22 protein-coding genes and 1 tRNA gene are annotated in these 23,944 nt (G+C 64.6%); 17 read left to right on the top strand and 6 right to left on the bottom strand.

Annotation, left to right across the window (positions count from 1 at the left end; translation table 11 throughout):
• Window positions 1–116: 116 nt before the first annotated feature.
• The 4 genes from cysC to BLQ76_RS08275 all read left to right on the top strand — a co-directional run bounded on the left by cysC (window position 117) and on the right by BLQ76_RS08275 (window position 3,806).
• The gene (gene cysC, locus BLQ76_RS22340; RefSeq protein WP_244519531.1) at window positions 117–1,298 is read left to right on the top strand and encodes an adenylyl-sulfate kinase; all 1,182 of its coding nucleotides are present in this window, start codon (window positions 117–119) and stop codon (window positions 1,296–1,298) included.
• A 74-nt stretch (window positions 1,299–1,372) separates the two neighbouring features.
• A complete protein-coding gene (rfbA, locus tag BLQ76_RS08265; protein ID WP_090671755.1) occupies window positions 1,373–2,239 on the top strand; it encodes a glucose-1-phosphate thymidylyltransferase RfbA in 867 nt (288 codons plus the stop codon).
• Window positions 2,240–2,241: 2 nt separating this feature from the next.
• A complete protein-coding gene (locus BLQ76_RS08270) occupies window positions 2,242–3,039 on the top strand; it encodes an ABC transporter permease (protein ID WP_090671758.1) in 798 nt (265 codons plus the stop codon).
• 5 nt (window positions 3,040–3,044) lie between these two features.
• Entirely contained in the window at window positions 3,045–3,806 is a 762-nt protein-coding gene (locus tag BLQ76_RS08275) for an ABC transporter ATP-binding protein (RefSeq protein WP_090671761.1), read from the top strand.
• 123 nt (window positions 3,807–3,929) lie between these two features.
• On the opposite strand, the gene BLQ76_RS08280 is transcribed toward BLQ76_RS08275, so the two are convergent.
• Together BLQ76_RS08280 and BLQ76_RS08285 are read right to left on the bottom strand one after the other, a co-directional pair.
• A tRNA-Val gene (locus BLQ76_RS08280) sits at window positions 3,930–4,004 on the bottom strand.
• A gap of 64 nt (window positions 4,005–4,068) precedes the next feature.
• Window positions 4,069–4,737, bottom strand: coding sequence for an HAD-IA family hydrolase (locus tag BLQ76_RS08285; RefSeq protein ID WP_170842521.1), 669 nt, complete (start codon window positions 4,735–4,737; stop codon window positions 4,069–4,071).
• A 273-nt stretch (window positions 4,738–5,010) separates the two neighbouring features.
• On the opposite strand from BLQ76_RS08285, the gene rpiA reads away from it, so the two are divergent.
• The 4 genes from rpiA (at window position 5,011) to BLQ76_RS08305 (ending at window position 9,307) form a co-directional block, all read left to right on the top strand.
• Window positions 5,011–5,709, top strand: a complete 699-nt coding sequence (rpiA, locus tag BLQ76_RS08290) for a ribose-5-phosphate isomerase RpiA (protein WP_090671767.1) — start codon at window positions 5,011–5,013, stop codon at window positions 5,707–5,709.
• An 84-nt stretch (window positions 5,710–5,793) separates the two neighbouring features.
• Complete coding sequence (locus tag BLQ76_RS08295; RefSeq protein ID WP_090671770.1) at window positions 5,794–6,315, top strand: DUF2059 domain-containing protein; 522 nt, start codon at window positions 5,794–5,796, stop codon at window positions 6,313–6,315.
• 74 nt (window positions 6,316–6,389) lie between these two features.
• Window positions 6,390–7,790: a glutathione-disulfide reductase gene (gene gor, locus BLQ76_RS08300; protein ID WP_090671772.1), complete on the top strand. Its 1,401-nt coding sequence runs from the start codon at window positions 6,390–6,392 to the stop codon at window positions 7,788–7,790.
• 137 nt (window positions 7,791–7,927) lie between these two features.
• A complete protein-coding gene (locus BLQ76_RS08305; RefSeq protein WP_090671774.1) occupies window positions 7,928–9,307 on the top strand; it encodes a class II 3-deoxy-7-phosphoheptulonate synthase in 1,380 nt (459 codons plus the stop codon).
• 80 nt (window positions 9,308–9,387) lie between these two features.
• Here BLQ76_RS08305 and BLQ76_RS08310 read toward each other — a convergent pair whose 3' ends face one another.
• Complete coding sequence (locus tag BLQ76_RS08310) at window positions 9,388–10,032, bottom strand: DedA family protein (protein WP_090671777.1); 645 nt, start codon at window positions 10,030–10,032, stop codon at window positions 9,388–9,390.
• A 147-nt stretch (window positions 10,033–10,179) separates the two neighbouring features.
• Window positions 10,180–10,746 carry a DUF1003 domain-containing protein gene (locus BLQ76_RS08315; protein ID WP_090671780.1) on the bottom strand — a complete coding sequence of 189 codons (567 nt, stop codon included), beginning with the start codon at window positions 10,744–10,746 and terminating at the stop codon, window positions 10,180–10,182.
• A 168-nt stretch (window positions 10,747–10,914) separates the two neighbouring features.
• Here BLQ76_RS08315 and BLQ76_RS08320 point away from each other — a divergent pair, with 168 nt between their 5' ends.
• Genes BLQ76_RS08320 through gltX form a run of 3 tightly spaced genes read left to right on the top strand, consistent with a single transcriptional unit; the run spans window position 10,915 to window position 13,954 of the window.
• Complete coding sequence (locus BLQ76_RS08320) at window positions 10,915–11,253, top strand: hypothetical protein (RefSeq protein ID WP_090671783.1); 339 nt, start codon at window positions 10,915–10,917, stop codon at window positions 11,251–11,253.
• Window positions 11,250–12,545, top strand: coding sequence for an MFS transporter (locus BLQ76_RS08325; protein ID WP_090672649.1), 1,296 nt, complete (start codon window positions 11,250–11,252; stop codon window positions 12,543–12,545). The genes BLQ76_RS08320 and BLQ76_RS08325 overlap by 4 nt, the downstream gene beginning before the upstream one ends.
• A gap of 35 nt (window positions 12,546–12,580) precedes the next feature.
• Window positions 12,581–13,954: a glutamate--tRNA ligase gene (gene gltX / locus BLQ76_RS08330; protein WP_090671786.1), complete on the top strand. Its 1,374-nt coding sequence runs from the start codon at window positions 12,581–12,583 to the stop codon at window positions 13,952–13,954.
• Here the strand turns inward: gltX and BLQ76_RS08335 are convergent.
• The gene (locus BLQ76_RS08335) at window positions 13,951–16,275 is read right to left on the bottom strand and encodes an NADP-dependent malic enzyme (RefSeq protein ID WP_090671788.1); all 2,325 of its coding nucleotides are present in this window, start codon (window positions 16,273–16,275) and stop codon (window positions 13,951–13,953) included. The genes gltX and BLQ76_RS08335 overlap by 4 nt on opposite strands.
• A 148-nt stretch (window positions 16,276–16,423) precedes the next feature.
• Here BLQ76_RS08335 and BLQ76_RS08340 point away from each other — a divergent pair, with 148 nt between their 5' ends.
• Complete coding sequence (locus BLQ76_RS08340) at window positions 16,424–17,287, top strand: UDP-2,3-diacylglucosamine diphosphatase (protein WP_090671791.1); 864 nt, start codon at window positions 16,424–16,426, stop codon at window positions 17,285–17,287.
• Window positions 17,275–18,312 (top strand): glycosyltransferase family 4 protein, encoded by a 1,038-nt coding sequence (locus BLQ76_RS08345; protein ID WP_090671794.1) that lies wholly within the window; start codon window positions 17,275–17,277, stop codon window positions 18,310–18,312. The genes BLQ76_RS08340 and BLQ76_RS08345 overlap by 13 nt, the downstream gene beginning before the upstream one ends.
• A gap of 3 nt (window positions 18,313–18,315) precedes the next feature.
• On the opposite strand, the gene dgcA is transcribed toward BLQ76_RS08345, so the two are convergent.
• Entirely contained in the window at window positions 18,316–19,305 is a 990-nt protein-coding gene (dgcA, locus tag BLQ76_RS08350; RefSeq protein WP_090671796.1) for an N-acetyl-D-Glu racemase DgcA, read from the bottom strand.
• 151 nt (window positions 19,306–19,456) lie between these two features.
• Here dgcA and BLQ76_RS08355 point away from each other — a divergent pair, with 151 nt between their 5' ends.
• From BLQ76_RS08355 to BLQ76_RS08370, 4 genes are all read left to right on the top strand, one after another.
• Window positions 19,457–20,638, top strand: coding sequence for an ABC transporter permease (locus BLQ76_RS08355; RefSeq protein ID WP_090671801.1), 1,182 nt, complete (start codon window positions 19,457–19,459; stop codon window positions 20,636–20,638).
• Window positions 20,619–21,455: an ABC transporter ATP-binding protein gene (locus tag BLQ76_RS08360; RefSeq protein WP_090671804.1), complete on the top strand. Its 837-nt coding sequence runs from the start codon at window positions 20,619–20,621 to the stop codon at window positions 21,453–21,455. Before BLQ76_RS08355 ends, BLQ76_RS08360 begins: the two co-directional genes overlap by 20 nt.
• Window positions 21,455–23,128, top strand: coding sequence for an MCE family protein (locus BLQ76_RS08365; protein WP_090671807.1), 1,674 nt, complete (start codon window positions 21,455–21,457; stop codon window positions 23,126–23,128). Before BLQ76_RS08360 ends, BLQ76_RS08365 begins: the two co-directional genes overlap by 1 nt.
• A 74-nt stretch (window positions 23,129–23,202) precedes the next feature.
• Window positions 23,203–23,799 (top strand): ABC-type transport auxiliary lipoprotein family protein, encoded by a 597-nt coding sequence (locus tag BLQ76_RS08370; protein ID WP_090671809.1) that lies wholly within the window; start codon window positions 23,203–23,205, stop codon window positions 23,797–23,799.
• Window positions 23,800–23,944: the final 145 nt, after the last annotated feature.

The raw sequence follows: 23,944 nt of genomic DNA on the forward strand, positions 1-23,944 counted from the left end.
CCGGAGCGCCGACCGCGGTGCTCATCGACGATGCAGCAGCCAGTAGGAATCAGGACTTAGCTGGCTTGGGGTTCCGGGACGTCCGATATGCGACGGTTGCGTCGCTGCCGACCATATTGGCGCAGATCGCGGCAGCCAACACGTCCGGACGCCTGCGTGCGATCGTTCGAGCGGCTGACTCCGGAACGCAGTTCGAGGTCGTCGTGGCGAGCGGAAGCGTGCGGCAAGACGATCTGATCTGCGAAGCACGAGATGGCCTTGAGGCTCGCGTCGAGAGCGTGGTTGATCTGGGCGAGGGCTCTGTGCGGATCCAACTCGACCGCGCGATCCGCTGTGACGTCGGCGATCTTCTCTGCCACCCATCCGAGCGACCCGAGGTTGCCGATCAGTTCTCGGCGCGGCTGACCTGGCATGACGGGCATCCGCTGATCGCGGGCCGCTCCTACCGGTTCGTGGTCGGCGAAAAGATCGTGGCCGGCAGCGTCACCACGATCAAGCACCGCATCGAACCCGACATGGCGGGACCGCTTGCCGCCCGCACCCTGCAAAGGGGTGAAACCGGATCCGTGAACATCTCGCTGCGCCGACCAGTCGCGTTCGACCTGTCCGAGGGTAGCGGACAGCTGCGCCGCCTTCGTGTGCTGGACGCAGTGAACGATCTGAAGCTCGGTACCGGTACGCTCAGTTTCGCGTTGCGACGGGCGTCCAACATCCATTGGCAAAGTGTCACGGTCTCCAAGACGCAGCGTGCTGCGATCAAGCAACAGAAGCCCGTGCTGGTGTGGTTCACCGGATTGTCCGGATCGGGCAAGTCGACCATCGCCAATCTGCTCGAGTCCCGCCTGCTGGCGGAGGGCTGCCACACCTACCTTCTCGATGGTGACAACGTCAGGCACGGTCTCAACCGGGATCTCGGGTTCACCGACGCCGACCGCGTCGAGAACATCCGGCGTGTCGGTGAGATCGCGAAGTTGATGGTGGATGCGGGATTGATCGTTCTAGCATCGTTCATCTCTCCGTTCGAGGCCGAACGAGCGCTGGCACGGGAACTGCTCGGCGAGGGGGAGTTCGTCGAGGTGTTCGTCGATGCGCCGCTCGCCGTCGCCGAGGAGCGGGATCCCAAGGGGCTCTATCGACGGGCTCGTCGTGGCGAGTTGCGCAACTTCACGGGCATCGACAGCCCCTACGAGCGTCCCGGCAACCCTGAGATCCGGCTCGATACCGCGACGACACCGGCCGAAGCGCTGGCACAGCAAGTCTTCGACTACCTGGCGAAACGCGGGCATCTCGCGTTGTAGGCGCCGGTAGCGCATTCCGGCGGCTGCCGATATAAGCCGACCGAACCGCAATCGGATCAGGAAGCGTCGGAGACATGAAGGGTATCGTACTGGCCGGTGGCAGCGGGACGCGGTTGCATCCCATGACCTTGACCGCGTCGAAGCAACTGCTGCCGGTCTACGACAAGCCGATGATCTACTATCCGCTGACGACGCTCATGCTCGCCGGTGTTCGCGACATCCTGATCATTTCCACCCCTCACGACCTCCCGCGCTTCCGGGACCTTCTGGGTTCGGGCGAAGATTGGGGCGTTCGCTTCACCTATGCCGAGCAGCCAAGCCCCGATGGCCTGGCACAGGCCTACCTGATCGGCGAAGAGTTCGTTGCGGGCGAGAGTTCCGTGCTGATCCTCGGCGACAACCTGTTCTACGGTCACGGTCTGCCGGAGCTTCTGTCGCGAGCCGCGGATCGTCCGACTGGTGCCAGCGTCTTCGCCTACCATGTCGCCGATCCGGAGCGTTACGGCATCGTCGCCTTCGACAAGGATGGACGCGCGCTGTCGATCGAGGAGAAGCCTGAGAAGCCGGCCTCGAGCTGGGCGGTTACAGGGCTCTACTTCTATGACGGTCGGGCCTCGACCCTGGCCCGGAGCCTCAAGCCATCGCCTCGCGGCGAGCTCGAGATCACGGATCTGAACCGTATCTATCTCGAAGAAGGCAGCCTCAACGTCGAGACGATGGGCCGAGGCTTCGCCTGGCTCGACACGGGAACGCCCGACTCCCTTCTCGAGGCTGCGGAGTTCGTGCGGACGCTGGAACACCGCCAGGGTTTCAAGATCGCCTGTCCCGAGGAGGTCGCGTTCCAGAAGGGTTTCATCGACGCTCAGCAGCTTCTGTTGCTCGGCAAGCGTTTGGGGAAGAGCACCTACGGCCGCTACCTCCAGCGGATCGCGGAGAACTGACAATGAATCGGCGTGCCCGGCTCGCAGCCGGTTTGGCGGACCTGCGAGCCGGTGTCCGGCGGCGCGAGCTCTGGCTCTATCTCGGCTGGCGCGACGTCCAGAAGCATTATCGTCGTTCGGTGCTGGGTCCGTTCTGGCTGACGCTGTCCATGGGCATCATGGTGGCGGGGCTCGGGGTCCTTTATTCGCAGATCTTCAACATGGAGATCGCGACGTATTTGCCCTTCCTGGCCCTCGGATTCATCCTTTGGGGACTGATCGGAACATCGATCACCAACGCCTGTACGGTGTTCACGTCCGCAGCGAGTTCTGTCCGGCAGATCCATATGCCGCTGAGCATCTACGTGTTCCAGTTCGCCTGGTCGCAGCTGATCACCTTCGCCCATAATTTCGTCATCTATATCGCGGTCGCGCTCATCTTCTCGATCAAGCCGTCGTGGACGACGCTTCTGGTGTTTCCGGCAATCGCCCTGTTCACGCTGAACGCGATCTTCTGCGCCATGATCCTCGGACCGCTCTGCGCAAGGTTCCGCGACATTCCGCTGATCGTCGCCAGCTTGATCCAGGTCGCGTTCTTCATGACGCCGGTTCTTTGGAGCGCGGAGCAGATCCCGCAGCGCGCTCACTTCGTGAACCTCAACCCGTTCTATCATTTCATCGAGATCGCCCGCGAACCGCTTCTTGGCGAGCCGATCAGCCTCCTGCACTGGCTCGTGGCGCTCGTCCTGACCGCGAGCCTCGGAACGGTTTCTTTCCTCTTCTACGCGCGCTTTCGCTCGCGCGTTGCCTATTGGGCCTGACGAGCATGGCAAGCGTTCTCTTCGAGGATGTCGTCGTCGATATCCCGATCTTCGACGCGAGCAGCCGTTCGCTGAAGAACAATGTCCTGGCAGCCGCGACAGGGGGGCAGATCCGACCGCGGGAAGGGCGTGGCAAGGTGTCGATCCGGGCCATAGACCGCATGTCGCTGCAGTTCGACCACGGCGAGCGGATCGGTTTGATCGGGCATAACGGTGCCGGAAAGTCGACGATTCTACGCGTCATCTCGGGCATCTACGAGCCGACAGGCGGACGCGTGAGCGTCGAGGGCGATGTCGCGGCCATGTTCGACATCGGGTTCGGCATGGATCCGGAGGCGACCGGATGGGAGAACATCACCCTACGGGGGATGCTTCTGGGTTATTCGCGCCGTGAGATCGAGCGGCGGGCTCCGCAGATCGCGGCCGAGACGGGGCTCGGCGAGTTCCTCGACATGCCGCTGCGAACCTATAGCGCCGGCATGGCGACCCGCCTGGCCTTTGCGGTCTCGACGTCGATTCGTCCCGAGATCCTTCTGATCGATGAGGGCATCGGCGCCGGCGATGCGGCCTTCATCGAGCAGGCTCAGCAACGCCTGCGAACCTTCATCGGTGAAGCCGGGCTTCTCGTCATGGCGTCGCATTCCAACTCGTTGCTGCGCGAATGGTGCCGGACCGGGCTCTGGTTGGAGCATGGGCGCATTCGTATGCGCGGTGCCATATCCGAGGTCATCTCGGCCTATGAGGCGCACGTCGCCGCATCCGCTTGAACCATTCGGGAACGAGACATGGCGGGCGCCTAGCGATGCGGGAGCCCGCAGCGTCTAATGAACGATCGGGGACTTCGCCCTCGTTCCTTTGTCCGCTGCAAGAGTCTGGAAGTTGTCAGAGAATGGTGGGCGCGACAGGGATCGAACCTGTGACCCCCTCGGTGTGAACGAGGTGCTCTCCCGCTGAGCTACGCGCCCTTGCGACCGGTGCGCCGTGGCGCCCGTCGGGTAGAAGGGTGTTTAGGCAAAAGGCCGCGTCCCGTCAATCGGCCGACACGGTTTCGATAAGACGCAAGAGCGTAGAAGCGTCGATCTCGCTGAAGCGGGAAACGACGAGGTCCGCCTTTTCATGGGCCGCCGGACACGGATCGTATCCGAAATCGACGAGTACGGACCGCAGACCGGCACGACGGGCGGCTTCCATGTCCGTATCCGTGTCACCGACCATGATGCTGACAGGCGCAGATCCACCCGCAAGCGAGACCGTCCCGAGAAGGTGCACGGGATCGGGCTTGCGTCCAGCGAACGTATCGCTGCCACAGATCGCCGAAAAATAACCTGCGATCTGCAGCTCGACCAGGAGGCGCCGAGCCAGCGCTTCCATCTTGTTGGTGCAGATGGCAAGTTTGAAGCCGGCCCCGCGCAGCCGCTCCAGTGCGTCCACCGCTCCGGAAAACGGCATGGACGCGTCCGCGATATGGGCGTTGTAGCGGTCGAGAAAGCGCGGCAACTGGTTAGTGAGGCAGGTCTCGTCCGCCGTGATGCCAGCCGCGCTGAAGCCGAGCTGCAAGATGGCGCGCGCGCCCCGCCCGGCATGTGGACGAACCGCATCAACGTCCAAGCTCGGTAGTCCTGCCTCCGCCAGACAGTAGTTGAGCGCGCCCGTCAGATCCGGCGCCGTATCGACGAGCGTGCCATCGAGATCAAACACGACAAGGGGTGTCGCATCCCGTGGGATCGGATCGAAGGTGGCGGAATGGATCCGGGGAGGCTGAGCGTTCATCTAGGGCGACTTTGGCCGGGACGGTCGACGAATCAAGCCGCTGCAGGCACAGCCGTCCCCATTCCGGTTCGAGCGACGCAACAGGGCAACACGGGACCGGATGGTGCCGCGTGAATGGTTTCCAAGCCGTTTCGAGCGTCGCCGTTTCCTTCTGTCCGAAGGCGTCGTAAGGGCGGGGTGCCGGATAGGGAGGTTGGGTTGATGGATGCGGCGGAAGGAAAGCGGCGGGCGGCGGCGGCGGCGCTGGCAGAGGTCCAGGCGGGCATGCGCCTCGGCATCGGTACCGGATCGACCGCGGAAGCTTTCATCCACCTGCTTGCGGTTCGCGTCAGAGACGAGGGACTGCGCGTTGTGGGCGTGCCGACCTCCGAGCGGACCGCTGCGTTGTGTCGCGACCTCGGCGTGCCGCTGACGACGCTCGACGAACTGCCGGAACTCGATCTCACGATCGACGGCGCCGACGAGATCGACGGTGCGTTGCGTCTCGTCAAAGGCGGCGGAGGAGCCCTGCTGCGCGAAAAGATCGTCGCGGCTAGTTCGGCCCGTATGATCGTGATCGCCGACGGCAGCAAGACCGTCGAGGCCCTTGGCGCATTCCCGTTGCCGATCGAGATCAATCCGTTCGGTGCGGTCGCCACGCGTCTGCAGATCGAAAAGGCGGCCTCGCGCCTCGGTCTCAACGGGCCGTTGGCGTTGCGCAGGCGTGACGATCGTCCCTTCGTGACGGACGGTGGCCACCACATTTTGGACGCATCATTTGGCCGTATTCCCGATCCAGAAGCGCTGTCCGCGTCCCTGCATGCCGTTCCTGGCGTCGTCGAGCACGGGCTATTCATCGGAATGGCCACGGCGGCCGTGATCGCGCGCGGCGAGGACATCGAAGTTCGAGGGGCGCTGTAGCGTCCGGGGCTTGCGACGACGCGCGGAGTTTGGCACCTGCAGCCCGAACGACCGCCGGTCGGTTTGAACGAGGAAGAGATCTCAATGGTCAGCACTAGCTTGCGTCGTGGGATGCTTCCCATCGCCGCCGCCGTTCTTTGGTTCGCGACGCCTGCGATGGCTCAGGACATCAGTCCCGCCCATCTGGCGGCGGCCCGCGAGGCGGTCGATGCGATCGACGCCACGGAGCAGTTCGATCAGATCCTTCTGAACGCCGCGACGCAGATCAAGGCCGAACTGATCGTCAACAACCCGAACCTCCAGAACGAAATCTCCAACATGGTGGACGAGAACGCCCTGGCGCTCGCCCCGCGGCGCGGCGATCTGGAGAACGAGGTGGCTCGCATCTATGCCAAGCTCTTCACCGAGCAGGAACTGCGCGAGATCGGGCAGTTCTATCAGTCCGAGGCGGGCCGCAAGCTGATCTCGCAGGGACCCGCGGCCTCGCGCGACATGATGCAGGCGGCCGACGTCTGGTCGAACGGCATCGTCCGCGATCTGCGCAACAGCGCTCAGCAGGGCATGCGGCGTTTGGCGCCCCCGGCCGAGGCCAGCAGCGCACAGTGACGATGGGCGGTTACGCTCTATAGATACAGAGGCGGCCGCAACGGCCGCCTTTTTCGTGTTGGGGACTGAAAACCGTGGCGTCGAGCGAATACGACTACGATTTTTTCGTGATCGGTGGTGGTTCGGGCGGTGTCAGGGCCGCCCGGCGCGCCGCCGCGCTCGGCCTGCGAGTCGGCATCACGGAGGAGTATCGCTATGGCGGCACGTGCGTCATTCGCGGATGCGTACCCAAGAAGATCATGGTCTACGCCTCTCGCTTCTCGGAGGAGTTCGAGGACGCGTCGTCCTTCGGATGGAGCGTCGGCGAGACCCGTTTCGACTGGTCGGCGCTGATCGCTGCGAAGGACAAGGAGATCGCACGGCTGGAGTCCATCTACCGTGCAAACCTGGAGAAGGCGGGCGCCGAGGTCCTGGAGGGGCGAGCCGTTCTGGAAGGCGCGAACCGCGTTCGACTTCTGGCACAGGACCGCGTCGTTACCGCGGAGCGCATCCTCCTTGCGGTCGGAGGACGCGCCGATGCCTTCGCCACCATGCCCGGTGCCGAGCATTGCATCACGTCGAACGAGGCCTTCCACCTGGAGGCGCTCCCGCAGGACATTGCCATTCTCGGCGGCGGATACATCGCGGTCGAGTTCGCCAATATCTTCCACGGTCTCGGGTCCAAGGTGACCTTGGTGATGCGGGGAGACAAGCTTCTCAAAGGCTTCGAGGAGGATCTTCGAACCGAACTGCAAGAGCAGATGATCGCCAAGGGCATCACGGTGAGGACGAGTGACACGTTCACCGCAGTCACGATGGCCGAGAACGGGCGAATGGCGGTTGCCTTGCAGAGCGGCGAGCAACTCATCGTCGACCAGGCCATGCTGGCCGTGGGCCGGAAGCCCAACACGATCGATCTCGGCTGCGACCAAGCAGGCGTCGAACTGGACGACAAGGGCGCAATCCGGATCGACGACTACTCGCGCACGACAGCCTCCGGCGTCTTCGCTATCGGCGATTGCACGGATCGTCTGCAGCTGACGCCGGTCGCGATCCACGAGGCGATGTGCCTCATAGATACCGAGTTCATGAATCGTCCGACGAAGCCGGACCTCGACTTCGTGCCAACCGCCGTCTTCTCGCAACCGGAACTTGGAACGGTCGGTTTGACGGAAGCGGAAGCTATCAAGCGCTTCGGGGACATCGACGTCTTCCGAGCCCGCTTCAAGCCGCTCAAGCATACGGTGACGGGGCGTGAGGAGCGCACCCTGATGAAGCTCGTCGTCGCAGCCGATGGTGGACGCGTCGTGGGCGCCCACGTCCTCGGGGGAGACGCGGGTGAGTTGGCGCAGATACTGGGGATCTGTGTGAAGGCCGAGCTGACCAAGGATGCCTTCGATCGAACCATGGCCGTGCACCCGACGGCTGCGGAGGAACTGGTCACGCTTTACGAGCCGAGCTACCGCATTCGAGGTGGGCAGCGGGTCGAGGGTTGACGCCGGCTCGCGCGCTCGGGTGACAAGCTACGGACTTCCTGCTTATAAGCCGCGCATCGTTCGCTCCGACGGGCGGCCGGGCCATTCCTTCGCCGGTCGAACGTCCGGAGGCCGCATGGCGCGGCGAAGGAGGTCACATGGTCAAGGATTGGAATCCCACAAGCTGGCGCGCGAAGCCTATCCAGCAGGTTCCGGCCTATCCTGATCTCAATGCGTTGGCCGAAACCGAAAGGCGTCTTGCGTCCTTTCCGCCGCTGGTATTTGCAGGTGAGGCGCGCAAGCTGAAGCGGGCGCTTGGTGATGTTGCGGAAGGACGCGGCTTCCTTCTGCAAGGCGGCGACTGCGCGGAGAGCTTCGCCGAGCACGGTGCCGACAACATCCGCGACTTCTTCCGCGCCTTCCTTCAGATGGCCGTGGTTCTGACGTTCGCCGCGTCCTCGCCGGTGGTGAAGGTCGGTCGTATCGCCGGCCAGTTCGCCAAGCCGCGCTCGTCTGGCGACGAGACCAAGAACGGCGTGATCTTGCCGTCCTACCGGGGCGACATCATCAACGGCATCGAGTTCGACGAGGCGTCGCGCATTCCCGCACCCGAGCGGCAGGAGATGGCGTATCGCCAGTCGGCGGCGACGCTCAACCTGTTGCGGGCCTTCGCGCAGGGCGGCTATGCGAACCTCGATAATGTCCACCAGTGGATGCTCGGCTTCGTGTCCGGCAGTCCGCAGGCCGAGCGCTACGGCCAGCTCGCCGATCGCATCTCCGAGACCATGAACTTCATGCGTGCGATCGGCATCAACTCCGAGTCGCATCCGTCGCTCCGCGAGACCGACTTCTTCACGAGCCACGAGGCGCTTCTCCTGGGTTACGAGGAGGCTTTGACGCGCGTCGATTCCACAAGCGGTGAATGGTACGCGACGTCCGGACACATGATCTGGATCGGCGATCGAACCCGTCAGATCGACCACGCTCACGTCGAGTACTGTCGCGGCATTCGCAACCCGATCGGCCTGAAGTGCGGGCCGTCGCTGGCTGGGGATGACCTTCTGCGGCTGATCGATGTGCTCAACCCCTCGAACGAGGCGGGACGCCTGACGCTGATCACGCGGTTCGGCCACGAGAAGGCGGGCGAGCATCTGCCACGTCTCGTGCGAGCCGTGGAGCGGGAGGGGCGCAAGGTCGTCTGGTCGTGCGATCCGATGCACGGCAATACGATCACCGTGAACGACTACAAGACCCGTCCTTTCGAGCGCATTCTTGCAGAGGTCGAGACCTTCTTTGACGTGCACCGGGCCGAGGGCACCCACGCGGGCGGCATTCACATCGAGATGACCGGCAAGGACGTCACGGAGTGCACGGGCGGTGCGCGTCCCGTTTTGGCCGAAGACTTGTCGGATCGCTATCACACGCATTGCGACCCCCGGCTGAATGCCAATCAGGCGTTGGAACTCGCGTTCCTTGTCGCCGAGCGCATCAAGAAGGAGCAGGAAGCCCGGCCGCCGCGGCAGGTCGTGAACTTCTAGAACACAACAGCCAGCTGCGATGTCGGAGAGGGGCGGGCCATTGCGGCTCCGCCCTTTCCCGTTTTCGGGCGGGCGACCGCTTACTCGCCGCCGCGCTTGCCCGGCTGACGGGACGGCGCGAGGTCCTCGTCGCACCGGTCGCGTCGGAACAGCCGATCGCGTAGCAACGATCCGCCCTGCTGCCACATGATGAAGGCGACGAGCAGGACGAGCAGCACGCCGACGATCACCATCACCCAGTGCTCCATTTGCTCGAGTCGCGCGAAGACGCCGGTGATGGAATACCCGAACACGTAGCCGATCGTCGTGAACAGGCCCGCCCAGATAAAGGCGCCGATCGCATTCAGGACGAGGAAGCGACGAACGCTGATCGACGACAGTCCGAGAGCGATGAGGCCTGGGACGCGCAGACCGTAAACATAGCGGTTCACGATCACGAAGTAGGCCTGGAAGCGGTCCACGAGGCGTAGCGCCTTCGCGAACTTGGGCTTCTTCGTCCAGCGCCGGACCCAGCGGCTATCGGAGAAGTATCGCGAGAACAGAAAGACCGCGAGATCGCCGCAGAACGATCCGATCAACGCCAGCGTGGCCATCAACTGCCACGGATAGGTGCCGCGATAGGCCAGGAATCCGCCGATGATCGCGAAGACCTCGCCCTCGAAGAACGTTCCGATGAAGACGATGATCGGACCGAACCGGTCGATCAGGCCGAGAATTTCATACACGCGCGACTCCAAAAAGCGCTGCCCCGGATGGAGCGCACCTGGCGCACGCTATGTCGGGCTTGCGAATGAATTTGCAAACCCAAAAGGTTTCCCGGGACGATTGCGCCCATCTCTGTTGCGATCAAACGTCGCCTGCGTTGGATGCGCTCAAGCACTGGGATGTCGCAGGCCCGTCTCGATGCGGGCCAAGCGTGTCTCGATTGCGAGAAGCGTGTCGCGCAACGCCCCATCCATCGCCTCTCGCCGCATGTCGTCGAGCTTTTCGTGCAACGCCATGATCTCGATCTCGGCCTTCAGGTTCACCTCGTAGTCGAGGCTCGCATCCAGCCGATCGCGCTTGGCCGCCCGGTTCTGCGACATCATGATGATCGGCGCCTGAATGGCCGCAATCATCGACAGGACGAGGTTCAGGAAGATGTACGGATAGGGGTCGAACGCCTCCCGAACGAGAAGGACGGAGTTCAGGAGCACCCATACCGCCAGAAACAGCAGGAACGCGAGAATGAAGGACCACGACCCGCCGACTCGTGCGATCGAATCGGCCAATCGATCGCCGAACGTCGACTCGTCCTGAACCTTGTCGTTGACGTCGCTGGAGATCGGATGCCCCTGGCTCGAACTCTCCAGGACGCGTCGTTCGACCGGCTTCAAACGCTCGAGTGGGCGTCCAAAGATACGCAGGGCCAGGCTACGGCCGTTCCGAATCGGGTCCATCGTTCGCCTCCAAACCTGGTTGAGGGTCGTGCCGCACGTTTCACGCTTCGGTGCGGATCGTGCTATCGCCGAAGATAACGCGCCTGCGAACACCGTCCGCCGTGCGCTCCCATTAAGAATCGGAAAGCTCGCACGGGATCTCGGTGCCGGCAGCTATGAGCGTATGCCATGCGGAACGAACTCCCCGCGCTTGCGGATCTGGCGGCGGCTGCGTTGACGGTCGGCGTACTCTTCGTAGCCCGTTTCGCCTTTGCGCTTCGCCGGTTGCGTATGGGTGGCGAGGGTCCTGGTGGCACCATCCGCAACGCGTGGGGCGTTCGCACGGCCGGCTACTTCGGCGACGACCGGGAGCCGGAGCGGCGTCACGCGTCTTGGCAACTCACGATCGGTTTTGCTTTGCTGGCCGTCGCCATCGCGTTGTACGGCTGGCTCGTCTCGGCATCGGTGCTCGAGCCGTTCTTGGCGCAGGGAGGGCTCGCCTGGCTCGGATGGGAGTGGTCGGCATGACTGGCTTCCTGGATTTCGCGCGCCGCAATGCTCGTTGGCTCGGCGGTGCCTTTCTCCTGTGCTTCGGTTCGTCGTTCGGGCAAACCTTCTTCATCTCCCTGTCGGGTGGTGAGATCCGGCGTGAACTCGCCCTATCGAACGGGGCCTTCGGGTTCATCTACATGGTCGCGACGCTGGGCAGCGCCGCGACGCTTCCCTTTGCCGGACGCTTGCTGGATCGTTTCTCGACACGCCAGGTCGCCGCCGTGGTGATCCTGGGTCTGGCGCTGGCATGCCTCTTGATGGCGAGCGTTCAGAACGTCGCGATGCTCGTCATCGCCATCTACCTGCTGCGATTCTTCGGGCAGGGGATGATGTCCCAGATCGCCTTCACCGCCGTCGGGCGCTGGTTCATCGCCAATCGCGGGAGAGCCGTGTCGATCGCGACGATCGGCAATCAGGCGGGTGAGGCGATCTTTCCGCTATCCTTCGTGACGCTCGCCACGTGGCTGGGTTGGCGCGGCAACTGGATCGCATCGGCCGCGATCCTTGCTCTCGTCGCGCTTCCCGCCATCACGACGTTGGTGCGTCTTGAGCGGGATCCGTCATCGGGGCAGCGTACCGCTCTGCGGCCGGCAGCGCGAGACTGGACCATCGGCGAGGTCCTGCGCTCGTGGGCATTCTACGTGCTGTGCCTGGGCGTCCTTGCTCCGCCCTTCATTGCCACCAGCATCTTCTTCCATCAGGTCTTCCTGACCGAGGAGCGCGGCTGGCCGCTCGAACTGTTCGCTTCATCGTTCATCGTCATGTCGGCCGTTACGGCAGGCTTTGCCCTTGTCTGCGGCTGGATGATCGATCGCTTCACGGCGTTGCGGATCCTGCCGTTCTTTCTGGTTCCGATGACGCTGGCCTGCCTCGTGATCGCCAACGCGACCGAGATCGGCTTCGTTTTCCTGTTCATGGCGCTGCTCGGCATCTCCAACGGCTTTTCCGCGACGCTGTTCGGGGCCCTGTGGCCGGAAGTCTACGGTACGAAGCACCTGGGACAGTTGCGATCCGTCGTCCTGGCGGCCATCGTCTTCGGGTCCGCGCTGGGGCCAGGCCTCACAGGCGTCCTGATCGATCGGGGCGTGCCGCTCTCGTCGCAGATCAATGCCATGGCGCTTTATTGCCTCGTGGCGACCATCCTCATGACGTTCGTTTCGCTCCGTCTGCGCGGAAGCGCTCATCTGCGTCCGCTCGATCCGCCGCTGCCGGAGCCCATCGTCGACCGGATCGACCCCGATCCGGAGATGTCCCGGCCGCGAGCATGATTGCGCGGTCGCGGCGCGCGGTCTAAGCGCGACGTATGGCTCCCATCGTCCGCTTCGCCCCGTCGCCTACCGGCTACCTTCATATCGGCAACCTACGCCCCGCGCTCTTCAACTGGCTGTTCGCCCAGCGGGAGGGTGGGCGCTTCATCCTGCGCTACGACGACACGGATCTGGAGCGATCGAAGCGCGAGTATGCCGACGCCGTGCTCGAAGACATCGCTTGGATCGGCATTCATCCCGACGAGATCGTCCGGCAGTCGGACCGTCTCGACCGATATGACGCAGCCTTCGAACGGTTGCGTGCGTCGGGGGCGATCTACCCGTGCTTCGAGACGCCTGACGAACTGGAGCGCGCGCGTCGTCGTCGGCTCGCCCGCGGTCTTTCGCCGGTCTATACACGCGACGCGCTTCGGCTCGGCGACGAGGAGCGGAGCCGACTGGCAGGCGAGGGACGCCAGCCCTACTGGCGTTTCCGTCTTCCCAATGCGCCCGCCGGCTCGCTCGATCCGGTTCGTACGGAGATCCGCTGGACGGACCTTGTCCGGGGCGAGGAGGTCGTCGATCTTTCGTCGCTATCCGATCCCGTGGTGCGGCGCGAGGACGGAACCTACCTCTACACGTTCACCTCGGTCGTCGACGATGCCGACATGGGGGTCACGCATATCCTGCGCGGCGACGACCACGTCACCAACACCGGCGTCCAGATCGCGATGTTCGAGGCGCTCGGGGTCCAGGTCCCTCGCTTCGGGCACTTCAACCTTCTGACCACGATCGACGGCGAAGGTCTATCGAAGCGAAGCGGGGCGCTGTCGCTTCGCACGCTGCGGAGCGAAGGCTACGAGCCGATGGCAATTGCGTCGCTCGCGGTCCTCACCGGCCTGTCGGGATCGATCGAGGCCGTGCCGGACCTCGAATCGCTCGCACGACGGCTCGACTTCGACGCCGTTTCCCTGTCGAGCGCCAAGTTCGATCCGGCAAACCTCCTGCGCCTCAACGCGGAGCTGGTTCACGCCAAGCCGACGAGCGACGTGGCTTCCGCGCTGGCCGACATGGGCGTCCCGTCCGAACAGACCGACGCTTTCTGGCTCGCGGTTCGCGGCAATTGCGAGCGCGTGTCGGACGCGCGAGACTGGGCGGACATCGTATGGCGACAGCCGGCAGGCGATGCCCTCTTGCAGGAGGGTGACCGTGCCTTCGTCCGCGAGGCTCTGGATTTGCTTCCGTCGGACCCCTTCGAAGAGGCGACGTGGAAGCGATGGACGGACACCGTGAAGGCGCGGACGGAACGCAAGGGACGAGCTCTGTTCCTGCCGCTTCGGGTCGCTCTGACAGGGCGTGAGCACGGACCCGACATGTCCGCGCTTCTTCCCCTCATCGGCCGCCAGCGGGCGTTGGAGCGACGCCCTTAAGGAGTTGGCGAGCGCCCTTCCTCCTTCTGGACTGCCTCGGCTACCGCGATGGCGGCCATGTTCACGACGCCGCGGGACGTTACCGACGGCGTCAGGATATGGGCCGGGCGCGCGGTGCCAAGGAGGATCGGCCCGACATGAAGCGCGTCGGTCGTGACCTTCACGACATTCATCGTGATGTTGGCGGCGTCCAGCGTCGGGAAGAGAAGCAGGTTCGCATCGCCCTTGAGCGAGGTTTCCGGCATCACACGGCGGCGCAGTTCTTCGGACAGGGCGGCGTCGCCATGCATCTCGCCGTCGATCTCCATGTCGATGCCGCTTTCCTGAACCAAGGCCAGCGCCCGTCGCAGCTTGCCCGCGTCCTCCATGTCGCTCGTTCCAAAGTTGGACGAGGACAGGAGGGCCGCGCGCGGCTTGATGCCGAAGCGGTGGATCTCAACCGAGGCCAGCTTGGCGATCTCGGCCAGGCATTCCGCCGAAGGGCTCTCCTGAACGTAGGTGTCGGCGAAGAAGAGCGTTCGCTCAGACGAGATCAGGAGACTGAGCGCCGACAGATTGCGCACGCCGGGCGCCTTGCCGATGACCTGTCGAATGTCACGGATGTGGCGTGAGAAGCGTCCGCCCAGTCCGCAGATCATCACGTCCGCATCGCCCCGCGAGACCGAGACGGCCGCGATCACGGTTGTGTTGGTGCGAACCAGCGCGCGGGCGGTGTCGGGGTTCACGCCCAGACGGCCGACCTTTGCGAAATAGTGGTCGACATAGTCGCGATACCGCGGATCGTCTTCCGGGTTCACGACCTCGAAGTCCGTTCCCGGGCGAATGCGCAGACCGAAGCGCTCCAGACGCGACTCCAGGACGCTGGGACGCCCGACAAGGATCGGGACGCCGATCCGCTCTTCCAGCATGACCTGCGCGGCGCGCAGGACCCGCTCGTCCTCGCCGTCCGCGAAGATCACACGCTTGCCGGAATCGCGGCCGATCGCGAAGATCGGCTTCATCACGAGACCCGAGCGGAACACGAAGCGGTTCAGGCGATCGAGGTAGGCGTCCCAGTCCGTGACCGGGCGCGCGGCAACGCCGGTCGCCTCGGCGGCCCGTGCCACGGCGGGTGCGATCTTGAGAATCAAGCGCGGATCGAAGGGCGACGGTATGAGATACTCGGGGCCGAAGATCGGCGTTTCCGACCCGTAGGCCTTCGCCGCGACCTCGGACACCTCCTCGCGGGCGAGCGCTGCGATCGCATCGACGGCGGCGACCTTCATCGCCTCGTTGATGGCGGTGGCGCCGCAATCCAGTGCGCCGCGGAAGATATACGGGAAGCAGAGGACGTTGTTGACCTGGTTCGGGAAATCCGATCGGCCGGTGCAGATCATCGCATCCGACCGCACCGCACGGGCAAGTTCCGGCATGATCTCGGGTGTCGGGTTGGCAAGAGCGAGGATCAACGGGCGCGGCGCCATCTTCTCCAAGAGCTCCGGCTTGAGCACGCCGCCCGCCGAAAGCCCCAGGAAGATATCGGCGCCGTCGATCACCTCGGCCAACGAACGGGCCTCGGTCTTGCGCGCATAGACCGCGAGCCAGCGATCCATGCGCCCGGGCCGACCTTCGTAGACGACGCCGTCGATATCGGTACAGGTGATGTTCTCAGGCTTCGCGCCGAGCGAGACCAGAAGGTTCAGGCACGCCAGAGCCGCCGCCCCCGCGCCCGACGTGACGATCCGGACGTCTTCGATCCGCTTGTCGGAGAGCAAGAGAGCATTCCGCACCGCCGCCGCCACGATGATCGCGGTGCCGTGCTGGTCGTCGTGAAACACCGGGATCCCCATGCGGGCCCGCAGCTTCTCCTCGACCTCGAAACACTCGGGCGCCTTGATGTCCTCAAGATTGATGCCGCCGAACGTCGGCTCCAGCGCTGCCACGACATCGACGAGGCGGTCGATCTCGACGGCGTCGACCTCGATGTCGAAGACGTCGATGTCGGCGAACTTCTTGAAGAGGACCGCCTTGCCTTCCATCACCGGCTTCGAGGCGAGCGGACCGATGTTCCCAAGGCCGAGCACCGCCGTGCCGTTGGATACGACCGCCACGAGATTGGCCCGTCCCGTGTAGTCGGCCGCAAGACTCGGATCCCGTTCGATCTCGAGGCAGGGCGCGGCAACACCCGGCGAATAGGCGAGGGCGAGATCGCGCTGGTTGCCGAGCGGCTTGGTCGCTTGAACGCCGAGCTTACCGGGCTTGGGATGCCGGTGATAGAAGAGCGCTTGGGCATCGAGGTCGTTGCGCGCCGGGCCGGGTCGAGGGGAATCGTGATCGGCCATGGGGCGGCTCCGTTCGAACGCTGTTGTCGCATGCCTCCTAAAGCACAAGCTCCGGCAGGGGCAACGCGTGAATGCACGGTCGTCATACGCATGCAACGCGACTCGGGCAGGAACTGGCGCACCAGAGGCATTTCGATGGTGCATGCCCATGACACATCATGCCCCGATCCCGATGTACCGGACGCTGTTCCTGTCGGACGTGCATCTTGGCTCTCGCGCCGCACAGGCCGAGCTGCTGATCGACTTTCTCGACCGGCATGATGCGGAAACGATCTATCTGGTCGGTGACATCGTGGACGGCTGGCGCCTGAAGCGGTCCTGGCATTGGCCCCCGTCCCACAACGATGTGGTGCGCAAGATCCTTGGCAAGGCGCGCAAGGGTACGCGGGTCATCTACGTGCCCGGCAACCACGACGAATTCGCGCGCGACTTCCTGGGACGGCACTTCGGAGACATCGAGGTCAAGCTCAACGACGTCCACGAAACCGCGGATGGACGCCGTTTCCTGGTCATGCACGGCGACGAGTTCGACGTCGTGGTGCGCAACGCGAGGCTGCTCGCGTATCTCGGAGACTTTGGCTACGACGCCGCCATTGCGATCAACCATGTCCTGAACATGGTCCGGCGACGGATCGGCTTCGGCTACTGGTCCTTCTCGTCCTGGGTCAAATTCAAGGTCAAGAACGCCGTCGCCTTCATCGGCGCCTTCGAGACCGCTCTGGCGAACGAAGCAAGCCGCTGGAACTGCGATGGCGTCATCTGCGGGCATATCCATCACCCGCAGATCGCGATGCGGGGCGGCATCGAATACGTCAATACGGGCGATTGGGTGGAAAGCTGTTCCGCTGTTGCGGAGCGGCATGACGGACAGCTCGAACTCATCCGCTGGACCCATGTCGGAGACGCACGCAGACCGGACCTTGCGATGCCGCCATCGGGTCGTCGAATGTCGCCGTCGACCGAACCGGACCTCGTTTCGATCGCTGCGGAGCGTGTCCGTTGCGCATCCTGATCGGAACCGATGCCTGGCTGCCGCAGGTCAACGGCGTCGTTCGAACGCTCGCCAACCTCGCCGCCGAGTTGAGGGCGATGGGCCACGAGGTCGACCTTGTGACGCCGGCCGAGTTTCGTACGATCGCCTGCCCGACCTATCCGGAAATCCGCTTGGCATGGGCTCGGAGGCAGGCCTTGCACGAGCGTCTGCGCCGGTTCGATCCCGATATCGTCCACCTTGCGACCGAGGGGCCGATCGGCGTTCAGTTGCGCGCGGTCTGCCTCGCCTCGGGAACCCGCTTCACGACGAGCTTCCATACGCGCTTCCCGGAATACGTCCGGAGCCGCGCGCCGGTGCCGCTGGGTTTGTCCTACGCTCTCCTGCGCCGTTTCCATGCGCCGGCAACGACCTGTCTCGTGACAACCGGCGCGATGCGAAACGACCTCCTGGCTCGAGGCTTCGGTCGGCTGACCACATGGAGTCGCGGTGTCGATCTCGCGCAGTTCCGCCCGGTCGAGCCGGTCGCGCTAGACCTGCCTCGTCCTGTCTTCGTTACCGTGTCGCGGTTGGCGCCGGAGAAGAACATCGAGGGCTTTTTGAACCTTGATTTGCCGGGATCGAAGCTCGTCGTCGGCGACGGCCCGGCGCTGGTGTCGTTGCGGCGACGGTATCCGAAGGTTCATTTCGCCGGAGCGCGGACGGGCGACGATCTCGTACGCCACTATGCGGCAGGCGATGTCTTCGTGTTTCCATCGCGGACCGACACGTTCGGGATCGTCCTGATCGAAGCGCTCGCCTGCGGGCTCCCGTTCGCGGCGTTTCCGGAACCAGGCCCGGTCGAGATCGCGGGCGTCAGCGGAGCGGGCGTGATCTCGACCGACCTGCGCGCGGCCTGCCTGGCAGCGCTGCGCATCGATCCGGCGCGCGCCGTGGAACGTGCCCGCGACTTCACGTGGCGTGCCTGCGCGGAAGGGTTCCTGGCGGCCGCAGAAAGCTGCCGCAGGACCCGTCCGCTCCCGGAGATGGCCGTGCTGGCCGCTTGAGCGTCAGCCCCACAGCGCGGGATCTGGCGGAAAGACGCGCGAGGCCTTGTAGCGCAGTCCCGGCTCACGATCCCGCGCCAGAAGAAGGGGGCCGTCCAGATCGACATAGTCCGCCTCCTGAGCCAGCAAAAGCGCCGGTGCCATCGACAGCGATGTCCCCACCATACAACCCACCATCACACCGAACCCGCGCGCCTGCGCCTCGCGCAGGAAGCGCAGTCCCTCGGTGAGACCTCCGGTCTTGTCGAGCTTGAGATTGAGGTAGTCGTAGCGACCGGTCAGCGCTGCAATACTATCCGCTCCATGGACGCTCTCGTCCGCACAGACCGGAACCGGATGCGGCAGTCGAGCCAGCGATCCGTCCTCGGCCGCCGGAAGCGGCTGCTCGACGACGACCGCCCGTATGCGCGCCGCCTCGCGCAGGCTCGCGACGATCGTGTCCTCGCGCCAGCCCTCGTTGGCATCGATCAGCAGTCTTGCGTTCGGGGCCGCAGCACGCACCGCCCGCATCCGCTCACCGTCGTACCCATCGCCGGCCCCTAGCTTGATCTTCAGCACAGGGCGCGTTGCCGCAATCCGCGTCGCTTCCGCCATGGCGTTCGGGCTCGCTAGCGAGATCGTGAACGCCGTCTCGACCGCGCCAGGCTCCTTAAGGCCGGCCAGCTTCCAGACGGGCGTGCCCGTCAGCTTCGCCTCCAGGTCCCACAGCGCGCAATCGACCGCATTGCGAGCCGCGCCGGGCGGCAGCCGCGATTGCAGTTCCGTTCGCCCCAGTCCGGCCTCGAGCGACGCGCGCATCGTCTCGATCAACTCCACTACGCGCTCCGGCGTTTCGCCATAGCGAAGGTAGGGAACACATTCCCCTTGGCCGGAAGCGCCGTCTTCATCGATCTGGCAGCGGACCACGACGGCTTCCGTTTTCGACCCCCTAGAAATCGTGAAGGCGGCTGCCAGGGGCCAGCGTTCCACTGTGACCGAAAGACGACGGCGCATGATAATCCTTCACGATCGATCAACGACTCTATGCCCGCCCCGTGGCGTCCACTAGGTCTACGACCAGCGAGCCGCTCCGTTCGGCAGCAGGTGCCTGCCCGCAACCTACGCTCCGAACGGCCCCCGAAAGCAAGGATCCCGACCCTCCCGCATGCTCGACGTGCCGCAATCCGAACAGCGTCAGCCCGGCCGTGAGGCTGCCGCTCCGACGATCGACGCCGACAAGGACGGCGGCGGTCTGACGTTGCGGTTGGGCGGCGATTGGCTGGCTCGCACCGTGGGTGGCATCGAGAGCAAGGTCGAGGAAACTGGGAAGGCCGATCTCGGCAAGACGGTCACGATCGATTGCTCCGGGGTCGGACGGTTCGATACGTCGGGCGCCTACCTCGTGGAGCGACTGGCGCGGCGTCTGGGCGGCAACGGTGGCAACGTCGACTTCCAGGGAATCGCGGACACCGACCAGACGCTATTCGACGCTGTGCGCAAGGCGCTCGACGTCAAGCGGCCGGAACCCAAGAAGGCTGCCAAGACGCCGCTGACGGACTTTTTCGCCGCGATCGGTGCGAACGTCTTCGCGGTCGGGCGCGAAAGCCTGTCGGGATTGAATATCGTCGGCGCCGCGCTGTACGGCGCCGGACGCCGGCTGACGGGGCAGACGCGCTGGCGGCCGGCCGCCATCGTCAATCAGATGGATCGCATGGGCGTGCGCGCCGTGCCGATCATCGCGCTGATGAGCTTTCTGATCGGCGCGGTCATCGCGCAGCAGGGCGCTTTCCAGCTTCGCAACTTCGGCGCCGAGATCTTCGTGGTCGATCTCGTCGGCATCCTCCAGCTCCGCGAGATCGGCGTTCTCTTAACGGCGATCATGATCGCCGGCCGTTCCGGCTCCGCGATCACCGCCGAGATCGGCTCGATGAAGATGCGCGAAGAGGTCGACGCCCTTCACGTGATCGGCCTCAATCCGATCGGCGTGCTCGTATTCCCGCGTCTCGTGGCCCTGATCATCGTCCTGCCGCTGCTCGCGTTCATCGCCGATATCGCGGGCCTCCTCGGCGCGATCGCCATCACGTGGATCTATTCCGGCATTCCGCCCGAGGCCTTCATCACGCGCATGCGCGCCGCCGTGACCGTCGGGACGGTTTTTGCGGGCCTTCTCAAGGCGCCGTTCATGGCCATCCTGATCGGCGTCGTCGCATCCATGGAGGGGCTGAAGGTCGGCGGTAGCGCCGAGAGCCTCGGTCAACACGTGACCGCCTCCGTTGTGAAGTCCATCTTTCTCGTGATTTTCCTCGATGCCGTCTTCGCGATCTTCTATGCCGCCATCGGATACTGAAACGTCCCGACCGAGGTCCGGCGGCACAGACGACGTGATCATCCGCGCGAGCGACGTCACGGTCCGGTTCGGGTCGAAGACGATTCTCGACGGGCTCTCCCTGGACGTACGCCGTGGCGAGATCCTCGGTTTCGTCGGAGCGTCGGGGACCGGCAAGTCGGTTCTGTTGCGCACGATTCTCGGCCTGAACGCCAAGCAGGGCGGGACGATCGAGGTCTTCGGCATCGATTACGAGCGCGCTCCCGAGGAGCAGCGCTTGTCGGTGGAGCAGCGTTGGGGCGTCCTCTTTCAGCAAGGCGCGCTGTTCTCGTCGCTAACGGTGCTGGAAAACATCCAGGTACCGATGCGGGAGTATCTCGACCTGTCGCCGCCGCTCATGGACGAGCTGGCCCGGCTCAAGATCGATCTCGTCGGCCTCGCGCCGGATGCGGCGGAGAAGTACCCCTCGGAACTCTCCGGCGGCATGATCAAGCGCGCGGCTCTAGCCCGGGCGCTGTCGCTCGATCCGGACATCGTGTTTCTCGACGAACCGACCTCGGGTCTCGATCCGATCGGCGCCGCCGAGTTCGACGAGCTCATCATGACGCTGCGCGACACGCTCGGTCTGACGGTCTACATGGTGACCCACGATCTCGACAGCCTTTACCAGGCCTGTGACCGCATTGCGGTGCTCGGCAAGAAGAAGGTCCTCGTCGAAGGGCCGCTCCAGACCATGCTCGACAACGACGACCCCTGGGTCCGATCCTATTTCCACGGCAAGCGCGCCCGGGCCATCGTGGTCCCGGACGACGACACAAATACCGACGAGAAGCACTGATGGAAAACCGGGCCAACTACGTTCTCGTCGGCATCTTCACGGTCGTCGTTCTCTTGGCGAGCTTCGGTTTCGTCTACTGGACCGCCAACGTATCGGACCGCGACACGCGCACGACGCTGCTTGTCCGCATCGAGGGCTCGGTCTCCGGTTTGAGCCAGGGCAGTCAGGTGCTCTTCAACGGCCTGGCCGTCGGGTCGGTCACGAACCTGCGCATCGATCCCAACAACCCCCGGGTCGTGATCGCGACGACGCAGATCGATCGCACCACGCCGGTGACGACCTCGACCACGGCCTCGCTCGGCTCCCAGGGCCTGACCGGCATCAGCTTCATCGGCCTGTCGGGCGGCAACGTGAACGATCGCAACATCATCGCATCGGCGGCGGAGCAGGGCGCCGTTCCCGTAATCGTCGCCAATCCGTCCGACGTCACCGATATTCTGGCGACGGCCCGCGATATCGCGGAACGCGCCAACAACATCCTCAGCCAGTTCGAAAGCATCGTCCAGGCGGTTGGCCCGGCCGTCCTGACCACGGCGCAGAACGTCAGCCGCACCTCCGAGAACGTCCAGACGTTCACCGCGAGCCTGGCCGCGAACGCCGACCAGATCGACGATTTCCTCGGCAGCCTTGGCCGCTTGTCGGAAAGCGCAAACAACGTCGCCTTGCGTTTGCCTCCCATCCTCGATCAGGTCGGCAACTTCGTGGGCGCACTCGATGTCGCCTCCGTCAACCAGTCGATCCAGAACGTCGCGGCGATCACGCAAGCCGTTCGCGACGAGACGGGCGACATCGTGGCCGCGATCGACTCGATCACATCGACCGCCCGCAGCTTCGGTGGCGTCGGGCAGACGATCAACGACAGCCTGCCTAGCGTTCAGGCCTTCCTCGGACGCCTTGGACCCCTGTCGGAGACGGCGACCAGCGTCGCCTCGCGCCTCGACACGACCCTGGCCGACGTGAAGGAGATCACAGCTGCCGTCGATCCCCAACAGATCCGGCGAACGGTCGACGGCGTGAGCAGCTTCGCCGGGGCGCTGGACGCGCAGTCGGATCGCGTGGGCTCCGTGATCGCCGGCGCCGACACGGCTCTCGCAACGCTGAACGGAGCCTTGTCCGGCTTGAACGGCACGCGTGCGCGTGTCGACGAGATCCTGGCGGGTATCGATCCGGCCGATGTCGGCGACGCCATCAACAACGTGTCCTCGGCGACCACCAACATCGCTGCTGCAGCGGACTCCGTTCGAGGCGTCGCCGACGACATCGGCAACCGTCGCGAGGACATCAACCAGTTCATCACCAATGCCCGGGACACGAGCGCCAATCTGCGGGTGGCGTCGGCTCAGGTCCAGGGCCTGATCCGCTCCGTCGACGGGCTCGTGAACAGCCCGGACGGACAAGGCCTGACGGCGGAGGCTCGGACGACGCTGCAATCGATCCGGCAGACCGCCGAGACGATCCAGCGCTCGGTCGGGCCGATCACGGCCAACATTCAGAATTTCTCGGGTCAGGGCCTGCAGGAAGTCCGCAACCTGATCCGAACGACAACGGAAGCCGTCCGCCGCGTCGAGACCGCCATCGTCGATCTGACGAACGACCCCAGTCGCGTTCTGTTCGGTGGAAGCGGTAGCGGTTCCGGTCAGGTTCGCGAGTACGACGGCCGGGTGCGCCGTTGACGACGGACGGGAAGAAGACTGTCGGCAAATGCGGGTGTGTGCCCGCTTCGCCATTCGACTGCGTTGAGGGGACCATGCCGCGTTTCGCCATATCGAAGTTTCTCGTTCTCGGCGCCGCGGCGGCGGTTCTGGCAGCCTGCGGTTCGACCCGGCAGCCGCCCGCCACCTTCGAGCTTTCGCCGCCGCCACCCGCCCAGACGAGACGGGCTTCGACACGCGCGCAAATCCTGATACCCGAGCCGACGGCGACCAAGACGCTCGACAGCCAGCAGATCGTGGTCAAACCGACTGCGCAGACCGTCGAATACCTGGGCGACAGCCAATGGACCGATCGCCTGCCGCGCCTCGTTCAGTTGCGCTTGTTGCAGGGTTTCCAGAATACCGGACGCGTCGGTGCGGCCGGCGTTCCCGGGCAGGGATTGGCGATCGATTATCAGGTCGTCATGGAAGTTCGCCGCTTCGAGATGGCGCTGACGCCGAGCCCGACCGCGATCGTGGAGATTTCCGCTAAGGTCCTGAATGACCGGACCGGTCAGGTGCGAGCAACGCGCATCTTCCGTGGTGAGCAAGCGGCGCGTGGCACCGGCAACGCAGCCTATGTCGAGGCAATCGACGACGCCTTCGGCTCCGTGGCGGACGAAATCGTAGCGTGGACAATCGGCCTCGTCTGAACGGTCGGCGACGGACGTTCATAAAAAGGCCCGCCTGTCCCAGGCGGGCCTTTCTCGTTTCAGGGTTGGTGCGCCGCGGTTTGCCGGACGTCGCTTGACGGGTTGGGCGAACTCTTGCTGCGACTGAGCGACAGCTTTCTGTGAA

This window comes from Aureimonas jatrophae, assembly GCF_900104035.1.
Classification (GTDB): Bacteria; Pseudomonadota; Alphaproteobacteria; order Rhizobiales; family Rhizobiaceae; genus Aureimonas; species Aureimonas jatrophae.

What these genes read in the sequence shown, in the direction of transcription:
- rfbA (WP_090671755.1), top strand. Translation starts at nt 1,373, where the DNA reads ATGAAGGGTATCGTACTGGCCGGTGGCAGCGGGACGCGGTTGCATCCC.
- BLQ76_RS08270 (WP_090671758.1), top strand. Translation starts at nt 2,242, where the DNA reads ATGAATCGGCGTGCCCGGCTCGCAGCCGGTTTGGCGGACCTGCGAGCC.
- BLQ76_RS08275 (WP_090671761.1), top strand. Translation starts at nt 3,045, where the DNA reads ATGGCAAGCGTTCTCTTCGAGGATGTCGTCGTCGATATCCCGATCTTC.
- rpiA (WP_090671767.1), top strand. Translation starts at nt 5,011, where the DNA reads ATGGATGCGGCGGAAGGAAAGCGGCGGGCGGCGGCGGCGGCGCTGGCA.
- BLQ76_RS08295 (WP_090671770.1), top strand. Translation starts at nt 5,794, where the DNA reads ATGGTCAGCACTAGCTTGCGTCGTGGGATGCTTCCCATCGCCGCCGCC.
- BLQ76_RS08305 (WP_090671774.1), top strand. Translation starts at nt 7,928, where the DNA reads ATGGTCAAGGATTGGAATCCCACAAGCTGGCGCGCGAAGCCTATCCAG.
- BLQ76_RS08315 (WP_090671780.1), bottom strand. Translation starts at nt 10,746, where the DNA reads ATGGACCCGATTCGGAACGGCCGTAGCCTGGCCCTGCGTATCTTTGGA.
- BLQ76_RS08320 (WP_090671783.1), top strand. Translation starts at nt 10,915, where the DNA reads ATGCGGAACGAACTCCCCGCGCTTGCGGATCTGGCGGCGGCTGCGTTG.
- BLQ76_RS08325 (WP_090672649.1), top strand. Translation starts at nt 11,250, where the DNA reads ATGACTGGCTTCCTGGATTTCGCGCGCCGCAATGCTCGTTGGCTCGGC.
- gltX (WP_090671786.1), top strand. Translation starts at nt 12,581, where the DNA reads ATGGCTCCCATCGTCCGCTTCGCCCCGTCGCCTACCGGCTACCTTCAT.
- BLQ76_RS08335 (WP_090671788.1), bottom strand. Translation starts at nt 16,275, where the DNA reads ATGGCCGATCACGATTCCCCTCGACCCGGCCCGGCGCGCAACGACCTC.
- BLQ76_RS08340 (WP_090671791.1), top strand. Translation starts at nt 16,424, where the DNA reads ATGACACATCATGCCCCGATCCCGATGTACCGGACGCTGTTCCTGTCG.
- dgcA (WP_090671796.1), bottom strand. Translation starts at nt 19,305, where the DNA reads ATGCGCCGTCGTCTTTCGGTCACAGTGGAACGCTGGCCCCTGGCAGCC.
- BLQ76_RS08355 (WP_090671801.1), top strand. Translation starts at nt 19,457, where the DNA reads ATGCTCGACGTGCCGCAATCCGAACAGCGTCAGCCCGGCCGTGAGGCT.
- BLQ76_RS08360 (WP_090671804.1), top strand. Translation starts at nt 20,619, where the DNA reads ATGCCGCCATCGGATACTGAAACGTCCCGACCGAGGTCCGGCGGCACA.
- BLQ76_RS08365 (WP_090671807.1), top strand. Translation starts at nt 21,455, where the DNA reads ATGGAAAACCGGGCCAACTACGTTCTCGTCGGCATCTTCACGGTCGTC.
- BLQ76_RS08370 (WP_090671809.1), top strand. Translation starts at nt 23,203, where the DNA reads ATGCCGCGTTTCGCCATATCGAAGTTTCTCGTTCTCGGCGCCGCGGCG.